The organism is Mycobacterium sp. TH-M25 (assembly GCF_057473665.1).
The window spans coordinates 1-4837 of the sequence record NZ_JBYCLA010000036.1 but is presented as its reverse complement, the minus strand read 5'-3'; the positions used below and the strand labels follow the sequence as shown (position 1 = coordinate 4837).

The 4837-nt window shown below is 64.1% G+C and carries 7 protein-coding genes and 1 tRNA gene; 2 read left to right on the top strand and 6 right to left on the bottom strand.

Going from position 1 to position 4837, the window contains the following annotated elements:
• Positions 1-17: 17 nt before the first annotated feature.
• Positions 18-94: transfer RNA gene (locus AC2VOU_RS01460), tRNA-Phe, on the top strand.
• A gap of 23 nt (positions 95-117) precedes the next feature.
• Here the strand turns inward: AC2VOU_RS01460 and AC2VOU_RS01455 are convergent.
• The 6 genes from AC2VOU_RS01455 to AC2VOU_RS01430 form a co-directional block, all read right to left on the bottom strand.
• On the bottom strand, positions 118-1287 hold the full coding sequence (locus tag AC2VOU_RS01455) for a site-specific integrase (RefSeq protein WP_486955753.1): 1170 nt from the start codon (positions 1285-1287) through the stop codon (positions 118-120).
• Complete coding sequence (locus AC2VOU_RS01450; protein ID WP_486955752.1) at positions 1287-1523, bottom strand: helix-turn-helix transcriptional regulator; 237 nt, start codon at positions 1521-1523, stop codon at positions 1287-1289. Before AC2VOU_RS01450 ends, AC2VOU_RS01455 begins: the two co-directional genes overlap by 1 nt.
• A 4-nt stretch (positions 1524-1527) precedes the next feature.
• The gene (locus tag AC2VOU_RS01445) at positions 1528-1845 is read right to left on the bottom strand and encodes a hypothetical protein (RefSeq protein WP_486955751.1); all 318 of its coding nucleotides are present in this window, start codon (positions 1843-1845) and stop codon (positions 1528-1530) included.
• Positions 1838-3160 carry a cell division protein FtsK gene (locus AC2VOU_RS01440; RefSeq protein ID WP_486955750.1) on the bottom strand — a complete coding sequence of 441 codons (1323 nt, stop codon included), beginning with the start codon at positions 3158-3160 and terminating at the stop codon, positions 1838-1840. Before AC2VOU_RS01440 ends, AC2VOU_RS01445 begins: the two co-directional genes overlap by 8 nt.
• A complete protein-coding gene (locus AC2VOU_RS01435) occupies positions 3157-3579 on the bottom strand; it encodes a plasmid replication, integration and excision activator (protein WP_486955749.1) in 423 nt (140 codons plus the stop codon). Before AC2VOU_RS01435 ends, AC2VOU_RS01440 begins: the two co-directional genes overlap by 4 nt.
• Before the next feature lie 100 nt (positions 3580-3679).
• Positions 3680-4459 (bottom strand): GntR family transcriptional regulator, encoded by a 780-nt coding sequence (locus AC2VOU_RS01430; protein WP_486955748.1) that lies wholly within the window; start codon positions 4457-4459, stop codon positions 3680-3682.
• A gap of 93 nt (positions 4460-4552) precedes the next feature.
• On the opposite strand from AC2VOU_RS01430, the gene AC2VOU_RS01425 reads away from it, so the two are divergent.
• On the top strand, positions 4553-4837 hold a 285-nt coding region (locus AC2VOU_RS01425; protein ID WP_486955747.1), incomplete at its 3' end, for an NUDIX hydrolase.

Here is a 4837-nt window from a genome sequence, read left to right as displayed (position 1 = left end):
CACTCATTTTGCCTTCCGGCCAGGTAGCTCAGTCGGTACGAGCGTCCGCCTGAAAAGCGGAAGGTCGGCGGTTCGATCCCGCCCCTGGCCACCACGTTCTACCTGCATAGACACGGGTTATGCACTCGGTTGTTGGTTTGATTCGTCCGGTTCTTGTCCGGTCTTGGGTATTGAAATCTCCGTCGCGTGAAGCTGGTCGAGGTTGGTTGCGACCTGGTCCAGTTCGTCGGCGTAGAGGTCGCTGTAGATGTTCGCGGTCACGGTCGGTGTGGAGTGGCCCATCGTTTTCTGCACGTAGCGAAGGTCTGCGCCGGATTTGCGGGCCAGGCTGGCATAGGTGTGGCGCAGCTCGTGAATCGTCAGCGGTGCCAGGTCGGTTTTCTTCAGGACTTTGTTCCAGTGCGTGTGCCGGCGCCAGTTGTTGGATCGCAACAGTTTTCCGTTCGGTGAGGTGACGGCGGGCTCATCAGGTGCCCGGCCGCCGATCCGCGTTTCGAGGATGTCGACGACGACTTGGGGGAGCGGGACGGCTCGGATGCCGGCGCGGGTCTTCGGTGGCCCGATGACGATTCGGCCCTCGACTTCCGGTGCGGCTCGCCGGACGTAGAGGCGACGGGCTACGAGGTCGACGTCTTTGACGCGGAGGCCGACGAGTTCGGACCAGCGCAAGCCGGTGTAGGCGAGGATGGTGACGACGTCACCCTGGTCGCCGCACGCGGTGGCGAGTGTGTGGACTTCAGGAGCGGTGAGGTAGCGGTGACGTTCCCGCTCGGGAATGCGGCCTGCGGAAACGCCAAGGGCGGGGTTCCGGTGAATTCGACCGTCCTGGTGTGCCACGTCCAGGATCGAGCGCAGGAGACGCAGCGTCGACACCTTCGCCCATGGTCCGACCGTCAGGCCGTCGACGAATGCCTGGGCGTCGGCGCGGGTGATTTCGTCGACGGGGATGTGGCCGAACCGCGGCGCGATGCGTAGTTCCCAGTGCTGGGTGTAGCCGCTCCACGTCTTCGGCGACACCGCGCGCTTCTTGGAATCGGAGAACTGCGTCCAAATCCGGCTCAGTGTTGTGCGGCCGAGGCGTGGGTCGAACCGGCGTGCACCGATCGCGGCCTCGTTGTCGCGTTCGGATTTGAATGCCTTCGCCTCGCGCAGGGTTGGGAACGTGGCCGATGTTTCGACCCAGCCGGACGGTGCGTTCGGATCACGTACCAGGTAACGGACCTGGTAGCGGGGTTGCCCAGCCGCATTGTTGCGCTTTCGGATGCCGCGTGGGGTGTTGCCGGCCATTACCGACGCAGCTGCTTCAGCCAGGACCGGACTTCGGCACAGTCCCAGCGGCGCACCCGCTCCGATAGGGTGTAGCACGGCGGGCCGATCTGCTCGCCGGTCGTTTCGCGGATCGCCGCCCAGCGATTGAGGGTCGCGGCGGAGACGCCGAGTAGGGCCGACACCTGTTCTGCGGTCAGCAGCTCGGGGAAGTCGCTTGTGGCGACGAGAGCCTCTCGGAGGCCGTGAGTGACCATCACTTCACCTCGCTGCACGGATCGAGTCGAACCAGGCGCGCGTGCGCGGCAATCCGGCGTCGACGTCGGCTTCGCCGCCGGTGATTCCCCACAGATCGAAGGCCCACCGCTCTAGCGCGGCGATCGTTGTCTCGCCGCAGCGCCGGAGTTCGGCGTCATCGCCGAGGACGAGAGCGGTGCCGGTGACTTCGCCGCACGACCAGACGTGCCGGTACTGGTCCCACCCGTCTCTGCGGACGAGGTTGGCACGGTTGATCAAGTCTTCTGCATGCCGCGCGACTTGATCTTGGTCGGGCGGCTCGAAGATGGACCAATCATTCACTGCGCTGCCCTCCGGCGGTCCGCGATCTTCCGTATTGCTTTGCAGTGGAGCGGATTTGCTCATCAGACCAGAAGTCGGATCGCACCTTGGCCACTTGTCCGTCCCCGCCGATGACATAGCCCGTGCCCGGCCCGTCAGGGCTGATTCGGTGCGCCGGTGCTTTGTCGGCCATGCCGTCGCCGAGGACCATCGCCACCTCGTCGCGGGATCGCAGTCGAAGCGCGATGGTCTGGGTGAATAGTCCTCGCATCGGTAGAACTTCCTTGCGGGGGTCTTGCAGGAACGCGGCCACCACGATTCCCAGCGCACGGCCTTTGGTGAGAATCCGCGACAACGAGGCGGCGGCTTCTTTGCGCAGTGCCGGATCGCTCATGTATGCGGTCACTCCGGCCAGTTCGTCGATCAGCAGCACCGCGAGAGGCGATGCCGTGGTCGGACTGTGCTCACGCGCGCGGCCTGCCATCTCATTGCCGCGTTTGTTCATCACCTTTTCCAGCGAGGCTAAGGTCTCCACGGCATCGATCTCCGTGGTGGCGATCTTGGTGAATAGACCGGACCCGACCGACAATTCGATGCCGTACTTCAGGTCGATTCCCACCAGGCGAACCACACCGGTGGCCACAGCGGGGCCGAGCCCACCGGCGATGCCCCAGAAGACGGAGCCTTTGCCCGCGCCCGAGCAGCCCACGCAAAGGGTGTGCCGGCCGCTCAATGGGAGGGTCCAGGCGGCACCGTTTTCGCTTCGCCCGAGCGTGACCCGCGTCGTTGCCACTGCTGTCGGCGGCGCTGCGTGACCTACGGTCGACAGCTGTTCCCGCATGACCAGCTCGATCCGAAGCGTCCCGGGTGAGACGACAACGGATCGCGCCGAGTGTGCGCCCGCAGCGTCGCGGATCGCGGGAACGGCGCGCTCCAAATCTTCAACGGTCTGGCCCATCCTTGCTCGCACCGTCAAGCGCAGGCTGGTGTGAGACACGTCTGTTCCCAGCAGCTTTGGATGAAACCACCGTGTGGACAGGACCTCTCGGCCCTCGTTGTCGCGGCGTGTGACTTGCTCAGAGGCCGACAAGCCGCAGCGCTTGCACAGCTTCTGCCAGGAGACGTGGGCCCAGATTCGCCAGCGCAGCAGCCGGGCCGGTGTTGCGAACCGTTCTTCGTACGTCTCGGGTGAGCGCAGTCGCCATGAGATGAGGGCGACACCGATAACTCCCACGATGACTGCCACGCACACGCCGAGACTGGTGAGGAAATTCAGCACGTGGTCCAGTCGGAGCGGGGTGTCGGGATCGACCGGTGCGTACGGATCGGGATTCATGCCGATTCCCGGCTTGTCGTTGCGCTGGCGGATGGCTTGCCCGGCGCCCTCATATCCGAGGCTCGGAACGACCAAGCGATCCTGGAGAAATCGCCCGACCGCTCGACATACGGCAGCGCCATGAGCCCGTCGAAAACGACCGGTGTGAAGGGTGTTCCGCTGGAATTGGTCGGCGCAGACGGCTGCGTTGGTGCGGCGAACTTCACCGTCACCGTTCGGCTGCGCTTTGGTGCGGCCGGATCACCGTCAAGCACTTCGACCTGCCACATCGGCAAACCAGTGTCGCGGTCCCTCGCTTGCACGCGGTTCTCGCCGGAGGACTTGTCGAAGTCGATCATCGGCGTCACCTCGGATACGAGGAACGCGCCGAGGGAGAACACCTGGTCGTGGCCGATCTGGAGCCATTTGGGAATGGACATTGCTGAACCTTTCGGATGGATTGACCTAGATGACTACCCAACCTAGTCGTCTAGAGTAGTAAGTCAAGCGATACGCCGTATTTGGTCGTTTCGCGAGGTTTCAGCGCGCTGAGAAGTCGTATTCCAGCAGGTAGGCCGACGCCACCTTTACCGTGTCGCACACCTCGACGGCCACGTCATTCGTGTCGTAGGCCGTCCGAACCACCGTAAGGACAGGTGCCCCTGCCGGGAGTTGCAAGGCACGGCGCTCTTCGGGGGTGGGCATTCGCGCGCCGACCTCCTCGGTGAATCGCGCGAGGGTGTGGCCAGTCTCTTCGAGGCGCGCGTATATGCCGCCCGGCCCGGTGTCGGTCTGTTCGATCTTGGTGCCCTGGGCGAACGCGGCAGGAATGTATGAGGTTGCCGTTTCGACTGGTCGGCCGTCGGCGAGGTAGCGGCGTGATCGAACGACAACCTCGTCGGTAGGGATCAACCGAAGGCGTTCGGCCACAACTGAATCCGGCTTCTCACGCGTAACGGTGATGTTGTCGACCTGAGGTGTGTAGCCGGACTTCTCCGCTTCGACGGTGAACGCCGCTTTGCCGCTGGCGCGATGTCGCCGCGCGAAGCGATCGGATGCGAGGCGCCGAATTGGGGGAGCGGGACGAACGAACACGCCGCGACCGTGTTCGGAGGTCACCAATCCCTCCGAGCGCAGTTCTTGCACTGCCTGGCGCACTGTCATCCGGGCGACCCCGAAATGCTCAATCAGCGCGGCCTCGGATGGCAGGCGTTCACCCGCTTCTAGCTGGCCAGAGCTGATGGCGTCACGCAACATGCTCGCGATCTGCCGATATGGCGGTTTATCGTCCGCCCGGTCGATCTGGCCAAGTTGCAGCACCTGAGAGCCTTCCCATACATGTCGAGGCGACTAGTCTAGGGAAACGACACGTCCCCTGTCACTACTGGAGTCGGCCGCAGAGGAGTCTTGCGCATGGCAGCCACACCAAAACACTCGGTCAGCGTCGCTGGCGTCGTGGTCCGCGACGACGACCGCGTGTTGGTCATCAAGCGCGACGACAACGGTCACTGGGAGGCTCCAGGCGGTGTGCTCGAACTCGATGAGTCGTTTGAGGCCGGGGTTCGACGTGAGGTGCTGGAAGAGACCGGACTTGAGGTCACGGTCGAGCGGCTCACCGGCGTCTATAAGAACTTGACTCACGGAATCGTCGCGCTGGTATACCGCTGCCGACCTGTAGGCGGCGAGCCGCACGCCACC

Bases quoted from the DNA above. Each gene is read 5' to 3' on its own strand.
- AC2VOU_RS01455 (WP_486955753.1), bottom strand. From the start codon at position 1,287: ATGGCCGGCAACACCCCACGCGGCATCCGAAAGCGCAACAATGCGGCT.
- AC2VOU_RS01450 (WP_486955752.1), bottom strand. From the start codon at position 1,523: ATGGTCACTCACGGCCTCCGAGAGGCTCTCGTCGCCACAAGCGACTTC.
- AC2VOU_RS01440 (WP_486955750.1), bottom strand. From the start codon at position 3,160: ATGAATCCCGATCCGTACGCACCGGTCGATCCCGACACCCCGCTCCGA.
- AC2VOU_RS01435 (WP_486955749.1), bottom strand. From the start codon at position 3,579: ATGTCCATTCCCAAATGGCTCCAGATCGGCCACGACCAGGTGTTCTCC.